Origin of the sequence: Lachnoclostridium sp. An76 (assembly GCF_002161355.1) — a bacterium.
GTDB lineage: Bacteria > Bacillota > Clostridia > Lachnospirales > Lachnospiraceae > Mediterraneibacter > Mediterraneibacter caccavium.
The window spans coordinates 60,229-83,906 of sequence record NZ_NFHL01000004.1 but is presented as its reverse complement, the minus strand read 5'-3'; the positions used below and the strand labels follow the sequence as shown (position 1 = coordinate 83,906).

Sequence of the window (23,678 nt, the reverse complement as noted above, 5' to 3'; positions counted from 1 at the left end):
ATCATGCGCTGCCTGTTTTATCCTGTTTCTCCAGATCCGACACTTTCGTTGTCATCAGTGAATACAAACGCAGGGATTTATCAAACTTATCTTTAAACGGGATAATGGTACTGCCATAAAAGATCAGCCCCTCTCCTTCCCCGCTGTTGGTCACATAGGACAACTGATGGGGAGAGATATTAAGCTGCTTCGCCAGGATCTGCCGGTCTCCCGCCGCCTGGTTGAGCATATAGATAAAGTCCGAGTTTTCAAAAATGTTCTCAATCTCCCGGCTGGCAAGCAGGTCTTTAATGTTCTGAGTGATTCCTGTGGGAATACCGCCCCATTTGCGGAAACGCTTCCAGATTTCCACGGAATACGCCGCTGTCTGTTCTTCTTTCAGAAGAAGATGGAACTCATCAATATAGTACCGGGTAGATTTATGTGCCGCCCGGTTGACTGTCACACGGTTCCATACCTGATCCTGGACGATCAGCATCCCCAGCTTTTTAAGCTGTTTTCCCAGGTCTTTAATGTCAAAGCACACGATCCGGTTATTCAGTTCCACGTTGGTACGGTGATTGAATACTTTTAAGGAACCGTTGACGTAGATTTCCAGTGCCGTGGCGATCCGCTGCGCCTGGACTTCCTTTTGCTGACGCAGGCACTCATAAAGATCACCCAGGATGGGCATATTTTCCGGCACCGGATGTTCAAAGTATTTCTGATACACCAATGGCAGGCATCGGTCAATGACCGACTTTTCCTCTGCCTCAATCCCATTTCGGGAACCCATGATCAGCTCACAAAGCGACAAGATAAAATCCGACTTCACACCCAACGGATTATCATCGTCTGAGTAATCCATATTGATGTCCATCGGGTTAATATAGTCATGGCTAGATGCGGAGATATGGATCACCTGGCCTCCCAGTGCGTGAACCAGCGGATAATATTCCCCCTCCGGATCTCCGATAATGATGTCGTCCTGGGTGACAAAGAAAGCGTTGGTAATCTCCCGCTTTGCCGAAAAGGATTTCCCTGAACCGGGTGTTCCCAGAATCAGACCGTTTGGATTTTTCAGCTTTTTCCGGTCTACCATGATCATGTTGTTAGAGAGGGCGTTCAAGCCATAATAAAGGGATTCCCCTTCCATAAAAAGCTCCTGTGTGGTAAATGGTACAAAAATAGCCGTAGACGTAGTGGTCAGCGCCCGCTTAATGGGGATCAGGTTCAATCCAAGCGGAAGACTGCTCATCAGTCCCGGCTCCTGCATATAATCCAGACGGCGCAGGGAACAGTTATATTTCTGTGCGATGCCCGCTGTCTGGAACACCGCATTATCTAATTCCTGCTTCGTCTTTGCCGTATTCAAAAATACAATCGTCACAAGGAACATCCTCTCGTTTCTGGACTGGAGATCTTCTAAAAGCCGCTTCGCCTCCCCGCCATAGGTGTTCAGATCTGACGGAATGATATCCATATCATATCCGGAGCGCACTGCTTTTTTCTGTTCCTCAATCTTCATCCGGTTGATGTCCGTCACCTTGCTTTTCACCAGCTTGATTGCCTTCATCTGGTCTAAAGACTGGATATGCAGGTTGACGATCAGGTTCCTGTCCATATCCAGAAACTCCGCAAGCATCCGGTCAGTCAGCTCCGGAGCCAGAATCTGCAGATAGGACACCGCTCCCAGGATATTCCCCATCATAAAGTCCTTTCCATTTTTAAATAAAAAGCTGGTGGGAGCGATAAAGTCCTTTGTTCCCATGCCGGAGCGCAGCACCTGGTCAAAGGAAAACTGAAACGGCACTTTTTCCTCCGGATTGAATGTCTCATACATGATCTGCAACCGCTCCCGGCCATCCAGGGGATAAGCGGACACGCCCAACACCTTAAAGTTATTGAGGATGTCTGTCTCGATCCGCTCCAACCTCGGTTTTGCTTCCCGGATATTTTCGGCTTCAATACCAAAAGTGATATACTTTGTCCGCACCAGGCCGTTATTCCCTTTCGCAAGCTGATTTTTCAGCATCTGTGCGTACTCCATCCGCACATCGTCAAAGGCGTCATGCTGGGGCTTGATCTGAATGACAGATTCAAATTCCTGCATGTTGCTATGGTGATTGATGAATGACAACTGGAAATGGATACTGCTGTCAAAGTAATTCAGGAAGTCACACCAATTTTCAAAAATGGCGTTCTTATCCTCGTTCTGCGCCAACTGATAGTTGATGTCGTAAAAACGGATGGTTTTGGAATAATATTTATCCTGCACCCGGCAGATCCCGTCCCTTGCCATTTCCCGGTAGGGGATAGACTTCTGCGCTGACAGCCGTTTTTCCTCCGCTTTTTTGTCCGCTTTCTTCTGTGATCCATTCATGGTACTGCCCACAGCTTTCTGACGGACAATATGTTCCGGATGAAGCTTGCCTTGTCTCTGAACAATGCGCTCATTAGATACGCTTTTCTGCTCATGTACTTGCTTCCGGCTTCCCTTTTTTTTCGCTTTTCTTCGAGCCTTTTCCTGCTTCGCCGCTTCTTTTGCCGCTGCTTTCCTGGCTTTTTTCTCATGGCGGGCCAGCCTGCGGTACTTTCTCTTCCTCCGCTTATCTACTGCGGTGTCTTCTCTTTTTCCCAAGACGCTCCCCTCCTTTCTTTATCTCCCGGACATTCTCAGAAGGCTCTGTCTCATAAAAATTTTCTACTTCATACCTGCGGATTGCAGGTTTCAAAAACTTCACTGTCACGATATTCCATAGGATTTTCTCAAGGGGAAGGCCGTCCTTTTCGTACATGGCAAACAGAAATGCCGGCAGCATGAGAAGCACCATGCCGGTGGCGGCATTGGTGGTTCCGATCAGCTCCCGTGTGAGAAAATAAAAAGGCAGCCCGATGGCCGCCGCTGCTGACAGACAGATGAGCTGTCTTTTTGTCAGGTTCAATACTACTTTATTTTTTACTTTCGTCAGGTCTTTTGGTACGCTGACAAACGCCATAAAATCACACGCCAGAGAATTTTACCCGCTGCAGGCTGCGCCATCCTCCGGCTGCTCCTTTCCTCTGTTATCCTGCAATTTTTCCATATCCAGGGAACTTTCCACTTCATTTCCCCATACATCCCATCCGGGAGATTGCTGCCTTGCGAACAGTTCAATCCGTGGCAGATCCCCCATCAGTTCCACAATGCGCTCCCTGGCTTCTGCCGGTTTTTTGCTGTGTTCTTCTATGTGGGATAAAATCACCTGATGGACGCCAGCAGACTGCCGCTTTGGAGCGCCTTTCGTAGCGAGCAGACAGATTTCCGCATTGGCACGAGTCCAGTATCCCATGCCCCAAAACAGGCTGTCCGATTTCCGGTTCCGCTTGATCCACACGAAGGCAACCGTTTTAAAGGTAAATCCCCAGCTTTCGATTACCTCAAAAGACTCCCGCAAGTTCGGAAATGTCACCCACAAAAACAGCGTACAATCCTTATCGGCAAGCTGTCTTACCGGCAATGCTTTGATTGCCTCTAAATTCATTACAGGATAATGGCTTGCCGCTGATCTGCCGTTTCCTTTTGGGGAATACACACGGAATGTCCAGGGCGGATCGGCATAAATAATGCTATATTTCTTTTGCTCCATCTCGTCGCCTCCTAATGTGCATTGAAAATCGAGCGGCTTAAGTTTGCCGTTTTCATCAGGCTGAAGCAGAGAATTACTGTATAAGCCGCTATTCCAAAGAGGGCCGAGTGCATGTTATCGGAGATTTCAATGGTAGATACCAGCACCGCATAGATACCGACACACACCATCATAAAAAATCCCTGGAAACCGAGGGCTAACAATCCCCGGAGATAGTTGTTTCCCACCTGCCCCCATTCCCGGTTGGAGAGTGTGGCAAATGGGATCGGTGCAATCGAAGTGTAAAGATAGATCTCGATCATACGCCCATATAAGATGACCGTAATCAGGACAGACAGTATTTTCATACAAAGGCTCACCAGCATACTTTCTAATGCCAGTATGACAAGTTCCCCTACATTCATGGATTCCATAGCCGTATTCATAGCGTCCAGCATGGAGTCTACATTGATTGCCGTATTGGAACTGATAACGCCTCCCGCCGCATTGACCACATACTGCCCCACGTCAAAGACTGCCATGGTAATCGTGAAGGTATTAGATACCATCCAGACCGCCACCCACATCTTGAAGAAATATTTGAAAAACATCCAGGTGTCGATCTCGTGCATGTTATTCTTTTCTGTCAGCATGGTAATCAACTCATAACACAGCACAAACGTAATTATCATCCCCGCAATAGGGATAATCACAGAGTTAGAAAGATTCTGTATCAGATTGAAAATACTGCCATTCCATGCCTGGGGCGTCTGTCCAACCTGGGACGCAATCTCCCCGGTCTTTTCATTGACATCCGTGAACATTGTGGTCAGGTTGGACGTTACCATCCCTGTCAGAAGATCCCTCATCCAGTTCTCGATTGCCTCGAAAATGCCATCGAACATAAATGAGTCCCCTTTCTACGTCAGAACAGCCCTCCAAGCAAGGGGATAAGCTGTGTTCCGATCAGGACAACTCCTCCTCCGGCCATAAGTTGTTTAATTCCCTGTGATTTAGCCCCTGGATTGTCGTTTCCGTAACCCTCCAGCAAGTTAATAACGCCCCATACTGCAAGACCTGCTCCAATAGCTACCACCAGAGTTTGTAAAATAGAAATTGCCGAGCTAAAAAACGCCATATATTACCTGAGAACCAGATTCCGGCACATTTATTTTCCGGCAGAGACAAAAAAGAGCTGCTATCTTTCCATAGCCGCTCAACTTTTCCGAGAATCCGGTTCCCTTATCCTTTCTCTTTTATTTTGTTATTTTTAGTCAAAATCCGTCCCTGCCTGCCGTTTCCCGGCTCCGCCCGGATCGGCGGCCACAGGCGTCTGATCCGCACCGGCAGGATCGGCGGCCACAGGCGTCTGATCCGCACCGGCAGGATAGCCGCTTCCTTTTCTTTCACCGGGAACATTTCCTGTCCGGATTCTCCAAAATAATCTTCTGGAGAATCCGGACAGGAAAGCGCACGGACAATAGCCGCCAGAACATCAACCGCCTCAGAAAAAAAATCCATAAACTCCCCTTTCCAACTTTGCGACATCGTGTCGTAAAGTTTCTTCTCCCTGTTACTTTGCGTCACCGTATCGTAAAGTCCGGCTCTGACTCCAATAGATTCATTACTTCTTTTAAAACAGAATATCTGACTCCAAATACATACCGGGCGAAATCTTCCAACTGCTCTGTCTCGTATTCCGCAAGAGGCATCCGACGCAGTTCATACCAGACTGCCCTTTTGTAATACGGAAGAACAGAAATGTGCCGGCATCCAATCTTTGCCTGCATATCCTTGAAAATATCACTCATTCATTTTCCTCCCCTTCTACTTCAAAGAGATCAAATTCCTCTTTCATCCGCAGCTTTAACGAATGTTTCATATATGCCTCCACATCAAAGCTGTTCTTCTTGTCATAGTCCGACAGTTCCTTATACCGCTTGTGCCGGGTAATATCGAACTTGTCACTGAAAAACGGACGCACACCACGGAGCTGCAGGATGCACTTATTTCCGTCCATCACCGCCAGTTCATCCCGGCTCATCAGTTCCTTGCCTGTTTTCTGATAATTCAGTCCGTATGAACGGCTCTGCCCACGGGTGTCCGAGGTGTTATAAAGATCTATCGTCTCTTTCCCAAGTGTCTCCGAGATTTCTTTTAACGTGCTGCCCTCCTTGCCACCCAGGAAAAGCATGGTATCGCAGTTCCCCAGAATTGTTTCTGCGGCGTCTTTATAGATGGTCTTTAACTGGCTCTGCGACTGCAAAATAATAGAAGCCGAGATTTCCCGGCTCCGGATCGTTGCGATCAGCTTATCAAATTTTGGAATTTGTCCGATATTTGCGAACTCATCAAGTAAAAGCCTTACATGATAAGGCAGCCGTCCTCCATGCACATCATCCGCCCGGTCACAGAGCAGATTAAATAGCTGGGTATACATGATTGCGACAACAAAGTTAAAGGTATCATCTGTGTCAGAAATGATAACAAACATAGCTGTCCGCTGATCCCCCAGCATATCCAGTTCCATCTCGTCATAGCTTGTCAGTTCCCTAAGCTCCGCAATGTCAAAGGGCGCAAGCCTGGCTCCGCAGGAAATAAGGATGGATTTTGCTGTCTTTCCCGCCGCCAGTTTATATTTCTTATACTGGCGCACAGCGAAATGCTCCGGCTTCTCCCCTTCCAGTTCCTCAAACAATTCGTCCACCGCATTTTTAAATTCCTCATCATCTTCCCTGGCTTCGGACGCATTGATCAGCTCCAGGAGCGTGGAAAAATTCTGTTCCTCCTCCGGTGCTTCATAATAGATGTAACCGATCAGCGCACAATACAAAAGCCTTTCGGCTTTCACCCAAAAATCCTCAGAAGATTTCTCACCCTCCCCTTTGGTATTGGCAATGATCGTATTCACCAGCTTCAAAATATCTTTCTCACTGCGGATATACATGAAGGGATTATAGTGCATACTTTTTTTGAAATTGATGGTGTTCAGCACTTTGATCTTATATGGCTCATAGATCACTTTTCCGTTTTTGTCACGCTCCGGCTTCCCGTCTTTCATCTTCGGGGAACCTTTCTGCAGCATCTTCCCGCACTCCACCAGGATTGTCCCTTTCGGATCAGTGACCACATAGGAAACATTCGGTGTCATCTGCATTAAATTCGGCTTCACATAAAATCTCGTCTTGCCAGAACCGGAACCACCGATCACGATCACGTTTTTATTCCTGGCATACTTCGGCAGCTTCGGGCGGCTGTTCATGGTCAGCCGTTCCGTCTGCGTCAAAAGGATATTGTTCTCAAATACCGGATCAATAAAAGGCGCTATATCCTTCTGGTTTCCCCATCTGGCAGAACCATACTCCACGCCCTGCCGGTATTTCTTCGCATTCTTCCCTTTCAGGTATACGGCCAGTTTTACCAGGGCTGCGCCGACAAGCCCGACACATAAATCTTGCGGGTGTAAGCTGGGGAACACATTTTGAAACGCCAGGGAAATATTCAGGAAAAGCGCTCCCAGCTTTTCAACCAGGGAATCCCCGATACAGTATCGGTACAGCCATGCCGTTTTATCTATGAGATAAAATACGATCACATAGGGAATGTTCAGCATAATAAGTCGTTTCCTATCCACCGTCGGCAGTTTCCCCTTGACTGTCTCCGACAACTTTCTCCCGCCCTTTTCAAAGAACTGTCTGAGCGTTTCTTTCGGTGCCGTATCATTTTTTCGTTTTACAGTTTTCTTCTTACTCAATGCTCCGGCCCACGCTCCTTCTGGCGGCCTTTCTCCCTCTCCCGGTGTTTTGCCAGACGCTCTTTTGCCAGCGTCAGTTTCTTTCTGAGGGATGGCTTCTTAGCCTTTGTGAGCTGCTTTCCGGTATATTCCTTAAAAGCGGCGGTCATAATATCCACATCCCGTGCCTTAAAAAACACAAAATACCGTGGCGGCGATATAGACGTGTCTTTCTTCAGACTGAAATCAATATTGTATTTCCGGGCATATTTTTCAAAAGATTTGATATTCCCATCTGTCACCTCGATATTCGTGAGCTGACAATTCTGCTTCATCAGCTTTTCCATGCTCTGTTTCCCATGATAAGCCGCCGGTTCTTTCTGCTGTCTGGACGCCCTGGCAGCCTGCTTCTGTTCCCGTTTCATCTGCTCCATTTTCCGCAGGAGCTTGAGGATCGCATTTTTCAGTATCCGAGCAGAAATCTTTCCTCCGTTGATACAAAGTGTCACGACCTTTTGGTTGACTTCCTCCTGCATAGCAAATCACCTTCTTTCCTCATGGTTTCCGTATGTGTGATCGATTAAATTTTCAGGAGGATTTTCTGCAGACAATACCCGATACATGGAGAATGTTTCCCATAGGGGCATATCCTACAGTCTCCCGGCCTGCTGTTTCTATCCTGCTTTTTCTCAGGTAGAAGATAATAGCAGCTTTTTTTTCTGCACTTCTGTTTCCGGCTGTGCCAGAAATAGCAATAAGCACAGTCCTGTGGCTTGTCCGGCGCATACCTGTTTCTATCCGTTTTGTCCGTCTGCATCCAGCCTGCCTTTCCGCTCCAGTTCTTCCAGCATCCTGTCCTCCCTTGCCCCGGCAACAATACAGCAGTACAGGACAAAGATAAGCAGGAACACAAACGCCAGGGCTGCAGCTATCAACCATCTCATTTTTATCCACCTCTTTCTTAAAAACAAAAAGGGTGTCCATGGAAGCACATGGCTGTCCACAAACGCCCAATCCTATCGTATCAATCCTGTTTCTTATTTCTGGCTTTCATCCAGACAGCGGCAGCAATGGCTCCCACCAGCCCCAAGCCGCAGGAAAGCACAAGCGCCATGATCGACGTGTTATCCCCAGTCTTTGGAGCATCTATTGTCGATGTGTTCTGTGGTGTTTCCGGCATCTCCAGTGTTTCTTCCGGCTCTGCTTCATCCTTCATCACGACTTTCTGGATCTCGCCGGTATCTTTTACCTCAAACGCTACATCCTCTGCGATCAGATAGCCTTCCGGTGCGGATTCTTCATGGAGCGTGTACTTGCCAATCGGGAGCATCTCAATATAATGCGGTTCTTCTGTGGAAGTCCAGCTCTCCACGATCTCCCCATTCTCGTCCAGGATGGTCAGCTTCGCTCCCGGCAGCTCCTTTCCGGCAATATCTGTCTTAGAGATTTCCACCTTTGTCACATCGTCCTTCATCTCGATTTTCTGGACTTCGGGAGTGTCCTCCACCGTAAACTGGATGCTCTCCGCTGTCACATATCCCGGAGCCGGAAGCACTTCTGTCATGGTATAGGTCTGGCCGACCACCAGCTCTTTTATGATATGGGGCTCTTTGCCGGATATCCATTCATCCACGATTTCTCCGTTTTCATCCGTTACCGTCAGCTTTGCTCCCTCGATCTCCTCCCCGGTAGTCAGGGAAGTTTTGGTAAATTCAAAGGCTGTCGGTTCATCCTCAAAGGTAAATTCATAGGAAACTGTCGCTTTTTCGGAAGATTCCGCTGTAAAGGTAAACTCCTGCACCTCATCTGTCGTAGCAAATCCCGGAGCCGGTGAAGTCTCTTTGACGATATAGGAAAATCCAATGGGCAGATCCGCCTCAAAGGTCAGCATTCCATCCTCGCCGGTTGCCTTTTCCTCGATCACGGTTCCCGCTTCCAAAATCACAGCCCCGTCCTTATTGGTAATGTCCTCTTTTGCGGAAAGGGCAAACACAGCCCCTCCAAGCACACGGTCAGTATCCTTTTCTTTCTTCAAAACAGAGACTTCCACTTTCTGGCGGTTATTCTGCCAGTCTCCAGACCAGGTGACTTCAGCCGTGTCCTGATCCGCATAGGTCAGATCAATCTCCCGGATCTCCCCGTCCAGCACATAGCCTTCCGCAGTCTCTTTTTCTTTCACATAGTATTTTCCAAGAGGAAGATCAGAGAGCTTTGCAATCCCTGTCTCATCTGTGGTAATCGTGGCAATCAGCTCGTCCTTTTTGTAATAGTCCTCACTCTCGCCGTCTGCCGCCTGAATATCCTCCAGTGCATACACCTCAAAGGTTACATCTTTCAGAGTGCCGGTAATATACTCAAAGATATGGCTGATCCAGCCGCCAATGGTATCTGCCAATGTCACATCCTCCAGGAACTCGCCTTTCTTGTTGATGATCAGCGTTCCTGTCGGCACGTCGTCTTTCATCTCCACTTTCTGGATCTCCGCTGTGTCCTCCACGGTAAAAGTCACTTCTTCTGCTTTCAGATACCCGTAAGGAGCCAGTTCTTCCCGGAGCGTGTAAGTCTCGCCCACAGTTAACCGTTCAATCAGATGTTCCTCCCCTTTTACAGAAGTCCAACTGTCTACAATATTCCCGTCTTTATCCAGGACTGTCAGCTTTGCGCCCTCCAGCTCCACGCCGGTTGTAAGATCCGTCTTTTTCACGGAAATCTTTGTCGGCTCATTTTCATATTCAGAGGACAGTTCCACCACAGGAATCTCCTGCCCCTGATACTCTGCAGTCACTTCTACAACTTTATCGGAAGAAACATATCCGTCCGGTGCCGCTTCTTCTCTGATATAGTAACGTCCAAAGGGAAGGTCATTCATAAAGACCGCTTTCCCGTTTTCATCAGACAATGCCTTGCTGATCAACGTGTCCGCTTTCACGATCACTTCACCATGCGCCAGAATATCCTCTTTGGCATACAGTCCAAAGACTGCGCCTGCGACTGTAGCCTGTGTTTCAGCATCCTTTTTCACCACGGACACTTCCACTTTCTGGCGGTCATTCTCAAACACTGCTTCCTGCTCGATTACAGGTGTCTCCTGATCCTTGTAGGTAAAGGTCACTGTCTGCGCTTCTCCGTTCAGCACAAAGCCTTCCGGTGCTGTCACTTCCACGATCTTATAACTTCCAAGGGGAAGATCGGAAAGAAATGCTTCCCCGTTTTCATCTGTAGTCACCGTTCCCACCAGCTCGCCGGCGGCATACTCTAAGATACGGTTCCCCTCTGCGTCTTTCTGGAAATCAGCGGTATAAATGTCCTCCGCAGCGGTAACTTCAAAGACTGCGCCTGCCAGGTTCTCTGTCTTATAGATAAAATCCTTGCTGAAACCGTCCAGCACTTCGCCCTGCTTCACAATCTTTAACTGTCCTTTCACCGGATGGTTCTCATAAACCACTTCAATGATCACGTCCCCGGAAACACTGTCCACCTGGTAAGCAGTATCGGAATCCACGGCAATCTCATAGTAATTCTCATTCAGCGTATATCCGTAAGGCGCTGTGACTTCCTCAATCCGGTAATGGCCGATTGGCAGGTTCTGCGGCAGGATCAGATAGCCTTCCTCATCTGTAAAGAAAGAGGTATGAACCTCCGTTGTCGGATAAGTTGTCACCTGCTCAACGTATTCTTTCTTGTCCAGGTCATAAATCCGGAACTCCGTGCCTTCCTGCAGTACCGGCCTTTTCGTCTCGTCATCCTGCTTGATGATCTTCAGCTTCGCTTCAAATTCTTCATCCAGAAGCACCCGCCATACCTGGGGCGTATTCGGGTTATGCTCTGTGATCCGCACGATAAAGTCGTCCACCGGCTTGTAATTGTGGGGCGTGGTTGTCTCACGGACAAGGTATGTACCATAAGGAAGGGCAATGCTGCAGGCATGTCCTTTCTCGTCCGTAAACATCTCCGTAGCTCCATTCTCCCCGATCACCACCGGTTCTGCGGAATCAAAATCATAGCTGCCATCTTCCTTTACCGTCAGCTCTGAAAGCAGATAGGCCGTAAATCCGGCACCGGAAAGCAAGTCAGCGTCCGTCTCCCCGTTATTGGCCGCTTTGATGATCTCAAAGGGCTGCTTCTTTACCTGTTCTAATGATACGCACTCCCTCTTCACGGTAGCTGTCAGATCTCCCTCATAGCTGCACACTAGGTCATGTTCCTGCTCATCTGCCAGATACCCGACCGGAGGCGTGATCTCTTTTATAAAATACTCCCCAAGATAAAGGTTCTCTACAGACGCTTTCCCGTTTTCATCCGTGGTCAGCGTTGCCACCCTGTCACCGGCTTTATAGATCACGCCGGTTGCCCCGTCCGGATGGACAATATCCTCACGGGCATACAGGCCATACACCGCATTTTCCAGAGTGGCGTCTCCCTGCGGAACTGCCTGGTTTGTCTCTGCGTCTTTCTTCTGTAATTGGATCGTGGCATTCACACGCTCATTGACAAAGGTATGGGTAAATGTCACTTTCGCTTCGCTGTCATTGGTATAAGAGAAGGTAAAGGAATATACATCCGCCTGATTTCTCACATACCCTTCCGGTGCCTGGATTTCTTTCACATCATAAGAAAATCCTATCGGCAGGTCTGCCGTAAATACGGCTTTTCCATCCTCTCCAGTCACCGCTTTTTCAATCAGCGTTCCCTTAGATACTACAACACTTCCATCTGCATTTTTAATATCGCTTCCCGCATACAGGCCAAATACACCGCCATCCAGTGGATTTAAAGTGTCCTTATCCTTTTTCAGCACGGAAACTTCCGCTTTTTGACGGTCATTGACAAAGGTACTCTCGCTAAATACCGTCTCCACGTTCTGTCCGGCATAGGACAGCGTGACTGTCTTTTCCTCTCCGGCATTATAAAAATTCTCCGGGGCCTGCACTTCTTTGATGGTGTAAGTTCCAAGATGAAGATTTTTCAGTACCGCAGCTCCATTGGAATCTGTCGTCAGGTTTGCTTTTACCAGATCCCCTTTACTGTAGACTTTCGCACCGTAAGCAGTTATAATATCCGCTCCCGCATAGACGTTATAAACAGCGCCCTCCTGCCTGCGGTTCTCATAGCGGAAGGTTACGCCCTCTTCCGTCACATCAGCTCCGGCCAGAACCTGTCCTTCCTTGTAAACGGTCAGCTCGCCAAGCTGTTCCTGATCCGGCACCGTGACAGAGGTGGTCTGGTTTGCTACCAGGTTCACATTATAGGAAGAAGTATTCAGGCGGTATCCGGTAGGAGCCGTAATCTCTTTTAAGTACACGGTATCCTGCGTCTTGATGATCTCCGCCACAGAGGAACCGTTTTTATCCGTTGCCGGCATCTGCGTAATCAGCTTTGTGCAGTCCTTATCGCTGTAAATGCCAAACACAGCCCCGGCCAGCTTTGCGTCTGAGTGATTAGAGTCCACCTTAATGACTTCCACCTTTGCAAGCTCCAGCCACTTCACGGAAAAGCTCACATATTTTTCATCTTCCACCCCCTCGCCAAATACAAGGGCAAGATCCTGGTTATCGCTTCCCGTGGTGATCTTATAGGCAGAATAATCTTTTGTAATGCTTCCCTGCATCTTTGCTGACCAGGAACCGGACACATCTTTTGTCTGTGTCAGCGGGGCGGTCAGGTAAAACCGTGTTCCTCCGGAAATGGTCACAGATGCTCCCGCAGCGCTCACCCTTCCCGTGCTGACGTTATGGAGCTTTACCCCATCCGGCAGATCCAGTGTGATCGTCTGCTGACTTGCCGCATGGAATGTGATTTCTTCTGTCCTCTGCTGCTCCCCATCTGCATAGGCAGTCACATTGGAATTGGAAAAAGACATTTCCACATCTGGAATATCCGGCTGACCGACTGCATAGTTATAAAGTTCCTTTGCCAGTGCCTCCCCGGTACTGTTGGTTCCATAGAACGCATCACTGCTCCCATTGGCGTAGGAAGCGGCAAGGTGCGTCACGATAAAACGCTTCCCGGCAGAGAAATCCGTATGGTAGTTTGCAAAGAAATATGCTGATCCGGACGCCTCCGTTCCGTAATAACATACCTTTGCCAGTTCCCGGTTTCCTTCCAGTTTGGTAATCTGATAGGTTCCGCTTCCCGGCCCCGGCTTTGACGGCTGGATACAGTAAGCTGTAGCCGTCACATTTCCAAAAGACACGGTAAACGGTGCGGTCAGATAGGAGCCAAGCCCGTAATCCGCATAATAGTAATAACTGCCCTGGGTAATGGTAACAGACTGTGATGCTCTGACTGCCCGTGTTGCAGGAGCCTGCGCCGTAAAGCTGACACTCTCGCCGCTTTCTAATCCCTGAACATCAATGCCCTGATCCTCCGCCTGCAGAAGCACTTCCCCAAGCGTCAGGCCGCTTTCCTCATCCACGGTCTTTTGTCCTTCTGTTTCTTCTAACGCCGCATCCAGATCCTCCTCCGACAATATTTCTGTCTCCTCCGGCAGTTCTGTCACTGTCTCTGTGTCAGTTTCCGTAGCTGCCTCTGTTTCTGTCTGCGGCTGTGGTTCTGAATCTTCATCCTCGCTTTCCGATTCAACACTCTCCTCACCGGTTCCTCCGCCGTCAGAATGGCTCTCCGACTGTTTCTCTGTCACCGACTCTTTCACGATAATATTCCTGCAGATGTGATAGGCCGGATGGCCGCTTATCGGCTCCACAAAGTACACTGCTTTATAAGTGTCCGCATGGTTCCCGTCAAAATCCTGCCCGGCTTCGTTCTTTGCTTCATGGAATGTCACCCGGACTTTTTCATCATTGATCTCCAGGCCGGAAAAATCCGATTTCACATCAAAACTGCTCCCTGCTTCCACTTCATAATCTTCTGCGGTCACCACTTCGTCCACATCCAAAAGCTCCCGCACGGTGTCTAACGCCGGATACTGTGCTTCGTAACCCGATGGCTCAGGTTCAGCAGCATAGGTAATAACCGGCTGGATCACGGAAGTCAGGATCGTCAGCAGTGAGAGTAACCCGGAAAGCAATCTTTTTCCTTTCCCTTTCATCGACTAAACCTCTCTTTCTTCATTTCTGTGCCAAAAAGTTCCGGTGTCTCTTATCGTTTCATGGCTTCCTGTCCCCCCTTCTCCGGATTTGCGCTGATAACAGCACATGAATACGGAGAAGCCTAAAAAAAGACTTCCCCGCATGGTATCTGCTGTTATCCAGCCTGCACCTGGCAGGCTGAAAACTTATTTTGAGCGTTAAGCCTGTTCTCTTTCCAGATCCGTTCCTGCTCCGGTTCACTTTCCGCAGCGTTTTCTCCGGCAGGGTACGCAAAAAGGCACACTCGCATACCGGGTATCTATCTGGACAGGCAATGAAGTTGTCAAGGTTCAGCGAAAGGGGAAATATAAGAATGTGTCTTAGAACTTACCCTCTCACCAATAGGAGGTTTCAGAGGAGAAAATATAGGGTGATGAAAAAAATATTTGGAAATTTTTTCAGAAGTGGTATAATCCAGAATCATAGATAGGTTTTATATAAGGGGATGGCTCCGATGGGGAAAAGTAATAAAATCTGCCCCCGATGCGGCAGGAAAATGAAACAGCAGTTTATTGGCTTACAGCACTGCAGATGCGGTATGAGCTGGGAAAAAGGCCGGGGATTTTTTGAGCGTACCCCGGACATGGTATTTTGCCTCCAGCGGAAAATAATCAAAGGGAAAGTCAAACAGTACCCGGTGATACGCTTTCAGGAAGATCGCTAAATCTTTCATCATGGCAACAGCCACTTTGCGACACCGTGTCGTAAAGTGGCTGTGCTGTTTTCTGTCAGGAACCTTTTAGAAGCATCCTCCCATGATCCCTATAGCTTTCAGTTTTTCATTCAATTCCCTTAAGATCCGCTTTCTCCGGTTTGCAATGGTTTTCCGGCTACACCCGCAAAGCTGCGCCGCTTCCTTTACCGTTACTTCCTCGAAGAAAAGAAGATACAGAAGATAAGCGTCTGCCTCCGCCAGTTCTTCCATCACAGAGCGCAGTTTTTCCACACAAAGTTCCCGGATCACCGTATCTTCCGGGCTGTCTGTCCTCCCATCCGGGAGAATCCCTTTCTCCAACAGAGCTTCCAGACTAGATACGCCGTATTTCTGTTTTCTCTCGTTCTGATAGCGCTCCCGTCTGCGGGACTGATACCACTCCAGATAGACTTCCCTAGTGACTTCCACTACCGTACCATCCCCGGCACGAAGCACATAGCATTTCCGCTCCTTCGGGCGTTTTCCTCTCATACGGCACACCTCCCGGAACCGGCTCTTTTTCTTGAGAGAATTTCTCTCTGTCCCTCACGCATCCGCCGCAGCGCCGCCATGAGTGTCTGGGAAACTACAGGCTGGGAAACACCAAGGAACTTTGCGATCTCCCACTGAGTTTCCCCGTAATAAAAATGCAGGATCACAATCTCCCTCTGCCGCTCGGTCAGAAGCCCCATCAACTCCAGGATCTGTTCCTTTTCGATCAACTGTTCCAAAGGTGGCAATACCGGCGAAGCCAGGAAAAACCATTCCTCGGAAACTGCATGGTAGGAAACCACCTTTCCGTTCCGACTTGATTCCCGGTTCTTTGCCAGGCGATCCTCTCCCTCTAACATCAGACGCACATACCACTTCTGTTTTTCAAAGAAAGCGGCATCCACAAAAATCTGCTGTCCGTGGCTCTCATAACAATAGCCGCCGCAGCTATGTACCGGGAAAACCGTGGTATATTTTCCTACTCGGTAAAGCGCCCAGCCTTCTGCAAACACCAGAAGCTGCACATCCCGGCCATTTTCCATGCTTACCACCCGTTTCCCATGCTCCAGCAAATACCGGGCCGTTGGAGCTTTGTCAACTTTCCCCGGTTGTTTTACGATCCACTTTAAATCCTGTAATGTCACCATAACATCCACCTTTCCGCCCGCAGGCTACGGGCGGCCAGATGGCAGCGCACAGGAATCCAGGCAAAAGGCAGCAAAAAAGGTTTCCGGCACACCCGTTTTTTTTAACGGGAGCCCGAAACTCCTTCTGCCTCCAGATTACCTCTGTGTTTATATACTTACCGATACTGCCTGATCGGATCTTTTGCTGGTTCTGTCCGGTTCCGCTTTTCTTCCGGATTTTTTGTCCTGTCCTGGTTTTCTTCCATCAGGATTGAATAGTCTCCCATGGCGTCATAGGGGCAGTTTCTCCGGTAAAACAGGTTTTCTTCCCTGGTCAATGTTCCTTCCCTCCTTCCACAATTCCTGTGTCTGTATTTCCAGTGTATCAGCCGTGCAGCAAAATTCCCTTAGCAGATATGGGGAAAATATAGCCGCTTCCCCTCATATCTGTGGAACTTCCCATCCGTCCTTTCCCTCCATCCCATCCATCAGTACTTTCATGGTCTGGATCACGATCTTCTGTTCTTTTGGTTTCAACCGCCGGATACGGGCAGCCGTTGTTTCCACCGGATCAGTCTCTTTTGCCTTTGCCCTTCTCCCAAGCAGTTCATCAGCGTCTGCATCCAGGACATCCACCAGCTTTGCGAAAATTTCCACGGACATCGCCGTCTGCCCTCCCTCAATGCGGCTCACTGTGTTGACACTGATACCGGCTTTCTCCGCAAAGGTTTCCTGGGATAAATGGCTGTCTTTCCTCTTTTGCCGTATACGTTCCCCCAACTGGATCAGCCTCTGCGATCCCGCACAGTTCCCCAACACAGTCCCTCCTTCCGTGGAAAATTTACACTTTGCGACATCGTGTCGCAAAGTATCCTGCCCGCAGACAGAAAAAAGCAGCCGGGTACATAGACTTAGCTGCTTTTGTAACTCTCTCATTCACTTGTTCTTCTTCCGTAAAAATTTCACACGGCTTTTGCCCTTACAATTCTTGAAATCCCGGCAATCACTGTTTTCACCAGATAACATGCCGCCATCAAAAGATGCCAGGCCAGGATGAACCCGCCGATCACGCCGCCGACCAGAAGATTGAATACAAACATGCCCACCGTGCCGCCAATATCAAAGCCTTTCGGGATGATCCACAGGAACATCCTGTGTATGCCAAAGGGGATTCCCATAAATATCCACAGCTTCAGGTAATCGCACTGACCGTTCTCCATACAGAGGGGATAGAACAGCGCCGCCAGAATTGCCGCCGCCCCTACCGGGGCAATCACCCTTTTTACAAATTCACTCATTCTCATTTCATCCGCCTCCGTAAAGGTCATGGTTCACTTCCGCCTGATAGTAATGGTTCATTGTCATAGACGAATTATAAAGCGTAGTCAGAAGGTATGCCTTAATATTCGATACTTTTGACGTATTCCGGTTCAGGCTGAACAGGACATACTCGATATGGGAATAGTTCAGCTTCAGGAACCGGCTTTTGACCACGGATACCGGCTTGTCTGCCCCACCGATCCGCACTACGCTGTCATCCGGCATCATTAAAATTTCCACCATCAGCTCCACAAGTTCGTCCACATCCTCCCGTTCCCGCCTATCCAAAAAGCACCCATAATCAATATTGTCCTGTATCAACGCACGATAGGTTCCCATCTTCTCCATCACATCTTCTCCCACATGACGCACTTCGCCCGCAGATGGAGATAGATATGATTGGATAGGATCAGTCTTACTAAAATCAGTCTTGTTAATATCAGTATTATTAGATTGTGATTTTGGAACTTCTTGAGTTTTGATTTTCACTATTCTTGAAGTATGATTTTCACCATTCTTGAATTGTGATTCCGGAAATTCTTGATTTGTGGTTTTCACAATTCCTGAATTGTGATTTTCATCATTCTTGAATTGTGATTCTGGAAATTCCTGAATTGTGGATTTCACAATCCTTGAATTGTGATTTTCACTATTCTGTGTATTTTCAGGGTTTTCCGGTGTTTTTTTCTCCTGCTCAAAAGAATGTTTTTCCTTTAGCATAAAGTTTTTCACATAGATTACATTCGGTTTTCCCAACCCCAAACGTTTCTTTTCAATCAATCCAATCCCCTGGCTGCTGTCCAACTCTTTCATCAGCTTTACCGCTTTCTGCGTTCCACAATTCAGAAGTTCCGCTATTTCTTCCACAGTAAAAATAATGTATACCCGGTCTTGTTCGTCAAACCAGCGGTTTTTAATGCTCAGGCTCATACGGTCTAACATCAGACCGTATAAAACCTTTGCTTCACAGGAGAGGGATTTAAAACATTCTGCAGTAAACAGCACTTTCGGGACACGGTAAAAACTATACTGTTCTGCTTCCATCCCACGGAAGTAATCAAACTGTATTTCCTGCATTATACTCCCCCTCCTTTCCCTGTTTCCACTGATCCAAAAGCGAATAGATTACTTCCTCGATCTGCGCTTTTGTGTATGCCGGTGGAAAATAATTCTGGATTTTCTTTGATGAAATCGTCACGCTCTGTCCGCTGTTCTCTTTCTTTACCAGAAGTGCATAAACGCTTCTCTCTGACAGAGTTTCTTTCTCACTCATATCCTTGAGCTGCTCCGCCTGTGCCGGAGATGGATAAATACTAATATTTGCCACCGCTTCCAACACCAGCTCCTGTTCTTCCACTTTCAGATAGGACAGACGCTCACCGGCTACCATTTTTATATCTCCCTCATCTACAAGCTCTAAAAGACCGTCGATCAGACTGGCAAGCCGGATATATCTCTGCACTGTCCGCCCGCTGTCTCCGGCTTTTTCTCCCACGGCATCTGCCGTGTGCTTGTCCCCTTTGCTCCCCTGGTGTTTCAGCGCCTCATATTTCATCTTGTAGGCTCTGGCTTTCTCACTGGGCAGAAGATTTTCTCTCTGGATATTGGTATCCACCATCAATACCGTAGCGGCATCATCATCCAAATCCCGGATAATTACCGGCATGTCTGGCTTTCCTGCCAGCTCGCAGGCCCGCCATCTACGGTGTCCTGCCACTACTTCATATCCGTCTGCACAGGGACGCACAATCCCTGGCTGAATTATGCCATGCTGGATCACACTCTCCACTGTCTCCTGCATTTTTTCATCATCCAGTACCTTAAAGGGATGATTTTTAAAGGGGCGAAGCTGGCTCAATGGAACAGTGGTATAAGTTCCTTCCACATTGTTTTCTTCTGTACCAAACAGCTCGTCATAAGTAGTCAGCTTAATCTTCTCCGCACTCTTACTTCTCATCTGCAAGCACCTCCCCGGTTAGGTGGCGATACCCGTCAGCAACAATTCCTTTCGGATCATGAAGATAGATACTCTTTCCTTCCGCTGTTGTCTCTGCCGCCCGCACGGACATGGGAATACAGTTCTCAAAAACGTGAATTCTGTTACCGTAAACATCCCGGATCTGTTCAGAAATATCCCTGGCAAAGTTTGTCCGGCGGTCAACCTTTGTCAGCAGAATTCCCATAATGGACAGCCTGGGATTTAATCGTCTATGTACTTTCCCTATGGTCTTGATAAGCTGCTGCAGGCCCTTGACCGGCAGATATGCCGCCTCCACCGGAATCAGCACACTGTCCGCCGCCACAAGAGCGTTGATTGTAAGCATCCCCAAGGAGGGCATACAATCAATCAGTATGTAATCATAATCTGCTTTCACTTCCTCCAGATACAGGCGAAGTACCTGCTCCCGGCTCATTACATTCACAAGCGATGTTTCCAGGCCGGCAAGCTCGATATTAGCCGGAATGAAATCAATCCTTTCCTCATGGTGGAGAATCCCCTCTCCCGGCTCCACATCTTCGTCATTGATAATTTTCTCAAGAATATTTACCAATGTGACGTCCAGCTCGTCCGGCTCCTGTATTCCCAGGCTGGCCGCCATGCTCCCCTGGGCATCCGCTTCTACCAGAAGAACCCTCTTTCCGGCTCTTGAAAGACCGATCCCTAAATTTACACATGTCGTAGTTTTTCCCACGCCGCCTTTCTGATTTGCGATAGCGATAATTCTGCACATAATGTTTACCTACCTTTCTTCCTTTTCAATCTCTGCATAAAAGCGAAAATATCTGTTTGTTCCTTTATTTGAAAAAATCTCTGATGCCTGGAGAACCCGGATTCCCGGGTGTTTCTCCAGAAGTCTTTCAAACCAGCGAATATCTTTCACTGTGCCTTGAAGCCTAATTTTCAGCATAGAATAGAGCCTCCCAATCTACATAGTTGCAATAGTCCGGATAACGGATTTTGATTGCTTCCCAAAAGAATTTTGCGTCTCCGGTGCAGAATATATCGCTTACTGAATAAAGCCGTGTCTCAACAATCTGATCCTCTGGATCGTCATATTCATCTGTCGTAGGAGTACCGTCCGTATAGAGATTAAAGGCAATGCGGACAATTTTTCTGCTCCCGCCTGTCTGCCATCCTTCATGCAAACACTCCGGCTTTATAAATCCTGTCTTGAAGTCATAAATCCGATTTGCATTTCGTCTGGTATCTTCTGATAGTCCCAGACAATAAACAAGTGCTTTATGATTTGTATACTGATAAGGGCATTTAGGAAGATAGGTATAATAAAATTTTTCATGTTCTTTGTTCTTAAAGATAATTTCCTGTTTCTTTTCTGCTCCTAACGCTGTGTTTTTTGCCATTTGATTTTCCTCCAATTCATAATAAATAGTTTTTGAGTATAACAGAAAAGGACACCCTTCTAAAATTTCTCTTAGAAAAGTGTCCTTTTAGTGCAACCTATTTACTTGAACTGATGCAGGCTATTTTAAAATCCTTTATTAAAGCCTGTTAAGAGAGTATAATTTGTCGTACTCTTGTCGTACTCTACAACAAAAAGCCTGCTTTCAGGAGTCTTTTTCAAAGTTCTAGTACAGCTTCGCTCCCGCCGGTATTCTATCATCTACCATCAGAAGATTTAAGGCTTCCTGACCATCTTCCTCATGTACTGCTGAAATCAGCATACCCTCGGAATCAATGCCCATCATCTTCCTGGGCGGCAGATTTACGATTGCGATTGCTGTCTTTCCAACCAGCTCCTCCGGCTCATAATACTCGTGAATACCGCTTAAAATCGTGCGTTTCCGGTCTGTTCCGTCGTTCAATGTGAACTTCAGAAGTTTCTTTGACTTCGGAACTGCCTCACATGCCTCAATCTTCACGGCACGAAAATCTGACTTGCTGAAAGTGTCGAAATCAACCATTTCTTCAAAGAGCGGTTCTATCTTTACCTTTGAAAAATCAATCTTTTCCGCCGGTTTTTCTTCGGCTTTTTCAGCCTTCACTTCGCCCTTCTTAGCATCCAGTGACTTCATTGTCGGGAACAGAAGCACATCCCTGATGGCAGCGCTGTCTGTGAGCAGCATGCACATCCTGTCGATCCCGAACCCGATACCGCCTGTCGGAGGCATACCGATCTCCAGTGCGTTCAGGAAATCTTCGTCTGTGGTATTCGCTTCCTCATCGCCCTGGGCAAGCTGCTCTTCCTGCGCTTTGAAACGCTCTCTCTGATCGATCGGGTCGTTGAGCTCGGAGTAAGCGTTCGCCATCTCCCAGCCATTCATAAAGAACTCAAAGCGCTCCACGTAGTCCGGATTCTCCGGTTTCTTCTTTGTCAGCGGAGAGATCTCGATCGGGTGGTCCATGACAAATGTGGGCTGCACCAGATGCTCCTCTACGAATTCCTCAAAGAACAGGTTCAGGATATCGCCCTTCTTATGTCTCTCCTCGAACTCGATGTTATGCTCCTTCGCGAGCTCTCTCGCCTGCTCCAGAGTCTCTACTTCGTTCCAGTCCACGCCGGAATATTTCTTCACAGCGTCAACCATGGTAATGCGCTCGAACGGCTTCCCGAGATCCATCTCAATGCCGTTGTAGACGATCTTTGTCGTACCGAGCACTTCCTGCGCCACATGGCGGTACAGGTTCTCTGTCAGGTCCATCATCCCGTTATAGTCTGTGTATGCCTGATAGAGCTCCATCAGCGTGAACTCCGGGTTGTGCCTCGTATCCAGACCTTCGTTGCGGAACACACGGCCGATCTCATATACTTTCTCAAGGCCGCCCACGATCAGTCTTTTCAGGTACAGCTCCAGGGAAATGCGGAGCTTCAGATCCTCGTTCAGCGCGTTGAAGTGAGTCTCGAACGGTCTCGCCGCAGCCCCTCCGGCATTTGCCACGAGCATCGGAGTCTCGACTTCCATAAATCCTTCTCCGTCCAGGTATTTGCGGATCGCGCTGATGATCCTGGAACGCTTGATGAATGTATCCTTCACTTCCGGGTTCATGATCAGATCCACATATCTCTGGCGGTAACGTGTGTCTGTATTTGTCAGCCCGTGGAACTTCTCCGGAAGGATCTGCAGGCTCTTGGACAGCAGTGTCACATGGGACGCGTGGATGGACATTTCTCCGGTCTTTGTCTTAAACACTTCTCCCTCGATGCCGATCACATCGCCCACGTCCAGTTTCTTGAACTCTTTGTAGTTCTCCTCACCGATACTGTCTCTCGCCACGTAGGACTGGATATTCCCCTTCAGGTCCTGCACATTGCAGAAAGACGCTTTCCCCATCACACGCTTGGACATCATGCGCCCTGCGATGGATACCTGTTTTCCTTCCAGTTCCTCAAAGTTGTCTTTGATCTCCTGGCTGTGATGTGTCTGCTCATATTTTGTGATGACAAACGGGTCCTTCCCGTTCTGCTGCAGCTCCGCAAGTTTCTCGCGGCGCACTTTTCTCAACTGGTTCAGATCCTGCTCCTGTCCGTTTTTCTGCTGCTGTGCCACTGTACTTTCTCCTTTCTTATAACCCCATACACGCGAATTCAGACCTCTTAGTGTTAAGAGGTCTGTGTCATGTCTTATGTTCTCGTATGTTTACTTTGAACGGCTGATCTCAAGCACTTTGTACTCAATGTCTCCTGCCTGTGTCTCTACGGTCACTGTCTCGCCGACTTTTCTTCCGAGCAGGGCCTGTCCGACCGGCGACTCATTGGAGATCTTTCCCTCAAGGCTGTTTGCCTCTGTGGAGCCGACGATCTTGAACTCCATCTCTTCGTCATAAGTGATGTCGTACACTTTCACCGTACATCCCACATTGATCTTGTCAAAGTCAACTTCATCCTCAACGACTACCTCTGCGTTTTTCAGGATCCCTTCCAGCTCCTCGATGCGGGCTTCGATGTCTCTCTGCTCATCCTTCGCCGCGTCGTACTCTGCGTTCTCGGAAAGATCCCCCTGCTCTCTGGCCTCTTTGATCTTGGCTGCGACTTCTTTTCTCTTTACCACTTTAAGATCTTCGAGCTCATCCTCAAGTGCCTTTAATCCGGCATAAGTAAGTAATCTTTTCTTTGCCTCTGCCATTGGTTACGCTTCCTTTCTGTTTCTCTGGTTTTCTTTCTATTTTTTGATGTTCAT

At 48.1% G+C, this 23,678-nt stretch carries 23 protein-coding genes; all 23 read right to left on the bottom strand.

Annotated features, from left to right (window positions below; translation table 11 throughout):
• Position 1 precedes the first annotated feature (1 nt).
• The gene (locus B5G27_RS08900; RefSeq protein WP_087178725.1) at positions 2 to 2,362 is read right to left on the bottom strand and encodes a VirB4-like conjugal transfer ATPase, CD1110 family; all 2,361 of its coding nucleotides are present in this window, start codon (positions 2,360 to 2,362) and stop codon (positions 2 to 4) included.
• A 226-nt stretch (positions 2,363 to 2,588) separates the two neighbouring features.
• Positions 2,589 to 2,978, bottom strand: a complete 390-nt coding sequence (locus B5G27_RS08895; RefSeq protein ID WP_087178563.1) for a PrgI family protein — start codon at positions 2,976 to 2,978, stop codon at positions 2,589 to 2,591.
• 21 nt (positions 2,979 to 2,999) lie between these two features.
• Positions 3,000 to 3,608, bottom strand: a complete 609-nt coding sequence (locus B5G27_RS08890; protein WP_087178562.1) for an MT-A70 family methyltransferase — start codon at positions 3,606 to 3,608, stop codon at positions 3,000 to 3,002.
• Between the two features lie 11 nt (positions 3,609 to 3,619).
• Entirely contained in the window at positions 3,620 to 4,492 is an 873-nt protein-coding gene (locus B5G27_RS08885) for a VirB6/TrbL-like conjugal transfer protein, CD1112 family (RefSeq protein ID WP_087178561.1), read from the bottom strand.
• 20 nt (positions 4,493 to 4,512) lie between these two features.
• Positions 4,513 to 4,725, bottom strand: a complete 213-nt coding sequence (locus tag B5G27_RS08880) for a Maff2 family mobile element protein (RefSeq protein ID WP_070088760.1) — start codon at positions 4,723 to 4,725, stop codon at positions 4,513 to 4,515.
• A 104-nt stretch (positions 4,726 to 4,829) separates the two neighbouring features.
• The gene (locus B5G27_RS08875) at positions 4,830 to 5,108 is read right to left on the bottom strand and encodes a hypothetical protein (RefSeq protein ID WP_087178560.1); all 279 of its coding nucleotides are present in this window, start codon (positions 5,106 to 5,108) and stop codon (positions 4,830 to 4,832) included.
• 62 nt (positions 5,109 to 5,170) lie between these two features.
• Positions 5,171 to 5,398, bottom strand: a complete 228-nt coding sequence (locus B5G27_RS08870; RefSeq protein WP_087178559.1) for a hypothetical protein — start codon at positions 5,396 to 5,398, stop codon at positions 5,171 to 5,173.
• Positions 5,395 to 7,200 (bottom strand): VirD4-like conjugal transfer protein, CD1115 family, encoded by a 1,806-nt coding sequence (locus tag B5G27_RS08865; protein ID WP_087178724.1) that lies wholly within the window; start codon positions 7,198 to 7,200, stop codon positions 5,395 to 5,397. The genes B5G27_RS08870 and B5G27_RS08865 overlap by 4 nt, the downstream gene beginning before the upstream one ends.
• Positions 7,201 to 7,337: 137 nt before the next feature.
• Positions 7,338 to 7,856: a PcfB family protein gene (locus B5G27_RS08860; protein ID WP_087178558.1), complete on the bottom strand. Its 519-nt coding sequence runs from the start codon at positions 7,854 to 7,856 to the stop codon at positions 7,338 to 7,340.
• A 258-nt stretch (positions 7,857 to 8,114) separates the two neighbouring features.
• Positions 8,115 to 8,264: a hypothetical protein gene (locus B5G27_RS16135; protein WP_164488445.1), complete on the bottom strand. Its 150-nt coding sequence runs from the start codon at positions 8,262 to 8,264 to the stop codon at positions 8,115 to 8,117.
• 80 nt (positions 8,265 to 8,344) lie between these two features.
• Entirely contained in the window at positions 8,345 to 14,368 is a 6,024-nt protein-coding gene (locus B5G27_RS08850; protein WP_087178556.1) for a SpaA isopeptide-forming pilin-related protein, read from the bottom strand.
• Positions 14,369 to 15,147: 779 nt separating this feature from the next.
• On the bottom strand, positions 15,148 to 15,594 hold the full coding sequence (locus B5G27_RS08840; RefSeq protein WP_087178554.1) for an RNA polymerase sigma factor: 447 nt from the start codon (positions 15,592 to 15,594) through the stop codon (positions 15,148 to 15,150).
• Positions 15,591 to 16,241: a sigma factor-like helix-turn-helix DNA-binding protein gene (locus B5G27_RS08835; RefSeq protein ID WP_087178553.1), complete on the bottom strand. Its 651-nt coding sequence runs from the start codon at positions 16,239 to 16,241 to the stop codon at positions 15,591 to 15,593. Before B5G27_RS08835 ends, B5G27_RS08840 begins: the two co-directional genes overlap by 4 nt.
• A gap of 155 nt (positions 16,242 to 16,396) precedes the next feature.
• Positions 16,397 to 16,558 carry a hypothetical protein gene (locus B5G27_RS16025; protein ID WP_162611223.1) on the bottom strand — a complete coding sequence of 54 codons (162 nt, stop codon included), beginning with the start codon at positions 16,556 to 16,558 and terminating at the stop codon, positions 16,397 to 16,399.
• A gap of 103 nt (positions 16,559 to 16,661) precedes the next feature.
• The gene (locus tag B5G27_RS08830) at positions 16,662 to 17,036 is read right to left on the bottom strand and encodes a helix-turn-helix domain-containing protein (RefSeq protein ID WP_330399026.1); all 375 of its coding nucleotides are present in this window, start codon (positions 17,034 to 17,036) and stop codon (positions 16,662 to 16,664) included.
• 146 nt (positions 17,037 to 17,182) lie between these two features.
• Positions 17,183 to 17,524, bottom strand: coding sequence for a DUF6050 family protein (locus tag B5G27_RS08825; protein ID WP_087178723.1), 342 nt, complete (start codon positions 17,522 to 17,524; stop codon positions 17,183 to 17,185).
• Position 17,525: 1 nt separating this feature from the next.
• Positions 17,526 to 18,617: a DUF6017 domain-containing protein gene (locus tag B5G27_RS08820; protein ID WP_087178551.1), complete on the bottom strand. Its 1,092-nt coding sequence runs from the start codon at positions 18,615 to 18,617 to the stop codon at positions 17,526 to 17,528.
• The gene (locus B5G27_RS08815; protein WP_087178550.1) at positions 18,598 to 19,497 is read right to left on the bottom strand and encodes a ParB/RepB/Spo0J family partition protein; all 900 of its coding nucleotides are present in this window, start codon (positions 19,495 to 19,497) and stop codon (positions 18,598 to 18,600) included. Before B5G27_RS08815 ends, B5G27_RS08820 begins: the two co-directional genes overlap by 20 nt.
• Positions 19,487 to 20,272 carry a ParA family protein gene (locus B5G27_RS08810; protein WP_087178549.1) on the bottom strand — a complete coding sequence of 262 codons (786 nt, stop codon included), beginning with the start codon at positions 20,270 to 20,272 and terminating at the stop codon, positions 19,487 to 19,489. The genes B5G27_RS08815 and B5G27_RS08810 overlap by 11 nt, the downstream gene beginning before the upstream one ends.
• A 9-nt stretch (positions 20,273 to 20,281) precedes the next feature.
• Positions 20,282 to 20,449, bottom strand: a complete 168-nt coding sequence (locus B5G27_RS16130) for a hypothetical protein (RefSeq protein ID WP_164488444.1) — start codon at positions 20,447 to 20,449, stop codon at positions 20,282 to 20,284.
• The gene (locus B5G27_RS08805; RefSeq protein ID WP_087178548.1) at positions 20,436 to 20,903 is read right to left on the bottom strand and encodes a DUF6075 family protein; all 468 of its coding nucleotides are present in this window, start codon (positions 20,901 to 20,903) and stop codon (positions 20,436 to 20,438) included. Before B5G27_RS08805 ends, B5G27_RS16130 begins: the two co-directional genes overlap by 14 nt.
• Positions 20,904 to 21,128: 225 nt before the next feature.
• On the bottom strand, positions 21,129 to 23,048 hold the full coding sequence (gene lysS / locus B5G27_RS08800) for a lysine--tRNA ligase (protein WP_087178547.1): 1,920 nt from the start codon (positions 23,046 to 23,048) through the stop codon (positions 21,129 to 21,131).
• Between the two features lie 90 nt (positions 23,049 to 23,138).
• Positions 23,139 to 23,624: a transcription elongation factor GreA gene (gene greA / locus B5G27_RS08795; protein ID WP_087178546.1), complete on the bottom strand. Its 486-nt coding sequence runs from the start codon at positions 23,622 to 23,624 to the stop codon at positions 23,139 to 23,141.
• Positions 23,625 to 23,678 lie beyond the last annotated feature (54 nt).

What these genes read in the sequence shown, in the direction of transcription:
- B5G27_RS08820 (WP_087178551.1), bottom strand. Translation starts at nt 18,617, where the DNA reads ATGCAGGAAATACAGTTTGATTACTTCCGTGGGATGGAAGCAGAACAG.
- B5G27_RS08825 (WP_087178723.1), bottom strand. Translation starts at nt 17,524, where the DNA reads ATGAGAATGAGTGAATTTGTAAAAAGGGTGATTGCCCCGGTAGGGGCG.
- B5G27_RS08895 (WP_087178563.1), bottom strand. Translation starts at nt 2,978, where the DNA reads ATGGCGTTTGTCAGCGTACCAAAAGACCTGACGAAAGTAAAAAATAAA.
- B5G27_RS08860 (WP_087178558.1), bottom strand. Translation starts at nt 7,856, where the DNA reads ATGCAGGAGGAAGTCAACCAAAAGGTCGTGACACTTTGTATCAACGGA.
- B5G27_RS08890 (WP_087178562.1), bottom strand. Translation starts at nt 3,608, where the DNA reads ATGGAGCAAAAGAAATATAGCATTATTTATGCCGATCCGCCCTGGACA.
- B5G27_RS08840 (WP_087178554.1), bottom strand. Translation starts at nt 15,594, where the DNA reads ATGAGAGGAAAACGCCCGAAGGAGCGGAAATGCTATGTGCTTCGTGCC.
- B5G27_RS08805 (WP_087178548.1), bottom strand. Translation starts at nt 20,903, where the DNA reads ATGGCAAAAAACACAGCGTTAGGAGCAGAAAAGAAACAGGAAATTATC.
- B5G27_RS16135 (WP_164488445.1), bottom strand. Translation starts at nt 8,264, where the DNA reads ATGAGATGGTTGATAGCTGCAGCCCTGGCGTTTGTGTTCCTGCTTATC.
- B5G27_RS08810 (WP_087178549.1), bottom strand. Translation starts at nt 20,272, where the DNA reads ATGTGCAGAATTATCGCTATCGCAAATCAGAAAGGCGGCGTGGGAAAA.
- B5G27_RS08815 (WP_087178550.1), bottom strand. Translation starts at nt 19,497, where the DNA reads ATGAGAAGTAAGAGTGCGGAGAAGATTAAGCTGACTACTTATGACGAG.
- B5G27_RS08865 (WP_087178724.1), bottom strand. Translation starts at nt 7,200, where the DNA reads ATGCTGAACATTCCCTATGTGATCGTATTTTATCTCATAGATAAAACG.
- B5G27_RS08875 (WP_087178560.1), bottom strand. Translation starts at nt 5,108, where the DNA reads ATGGATTTTTTTTCTGAGGCGGTTGATGTTCTGGCGGCTATTGTCCGT.
- B5G27_RS08835 (WP_087178553.1), bottom strand. Translation starts at nt 16,241, where the DNA reads ATGGTGACATTACAGGATTTAAAGTGGATCGTAAAACAACCGGGGAAA.
- B5G27_RS08870 (WP_087178559.1), bottom strand. Translation starts at nt 5,398, where the DNA reads ATGAGTGATATTTTCAAGGATATGCAGGCAAAGATTGGATGCCGGCAC.
- B5G27_RS08900 (WP_087178725.1), bottom strand. Translation starts at nt 2,362, where the DNA reads ATGAATGGATCACAGAAGAAAGCGGACAAAAAAGCGGAGGAAAAACGG.
- greA (WP_087178546.1), bottom strand. Translation starts at nt 23,624, where the DNA reads ATGGCAGAGGCAAAGAAAAGATTACTTACTTATGCCGGATTAAAGGCA.
- B5G27_RS16130 (WP_164488444.1), bottom strand. Translation starts at nt 20,449, where the DNA reads ATGCTGAAAATTAGGCTTCAAGGCACAGTGAAAGATATTCGCTGGTTT.
- B5G27_RS08885 (WP_087178561.1), bottom strand. Translation starts at nt 4,492, where the DNA reads ATGTTCGATGGCATTTTCGAGGCAATCGAGAACTGGATGAGGGATCTT.
- B5G27_RS08850 (WP_087178556.1), bottom strand. Translation starts at nt 14,368, where the DNA reads ATGAAAGGGAAAGGAAAAAGATTGCTTTCCGGGTTACTCTCACTGCTG.
- B5G27_RS08880 (WP_070088760.1), bottom strand. Translation starts at nt 4,725, where the DNA reads ATGGCGTTTTTTAGCTCGGCAATTTCTATTTTACAAACTCTGGTGGTA.